The organism is Halorubrum sp. SP3, assembly GCF_005435195.1.
In the GTDB taxonomy this organism is placed as follows: domain Archaea; phylum Halobacteriota; class Halobacteria; order Halobacteriales; family Haloferacaceae; genus Halorubrum; species Halorubrum sodomense.
The window spans coordinates 1-224 of the sequence record NZ_SGTU01000743.1; the positions used below are offsets into that span (position 1 = coordinate 1).

1 pseudogene is annotated in these 224 nt (G+C 66.1%); it reads right to left on the minus strand.

Annotated elements, in window-relative coordinates:
* A pseudogene (locus tag EXE42_RS18110) lies at positions 1 to 201 on the minus strand (phosphate/phosphite/phosphonate ABC transporter substrate-binding protein); the annotation flags it as partial.
* Between the last annotated feature and the right edge of the window lie 23 nt (positions 202 to 224).

A 224-nucleotide genomic window follows, 5' to 3' on the forward strand; every position in this document is an offset into this window, starting at 1 on the left:
GCCCTGGCCGAGCGACTGGATGATCGCGCTGTAGTTACTGCCGACGTTCCCCTCGACTGAGAGGCCGTCGGGGACCTCGTAGTTCTCCTTCAGATAGCTCCCCACGTGGTCGAGCAGCGGGGAGTACTGCACCTCGAGGTCCTCCTGCGGGACCGACGGCGAGATGCCGAAGTCGACCTTCCCGTCGCCGCCGAACGACATCTGCGAATCGCCGCCGTCGGAGC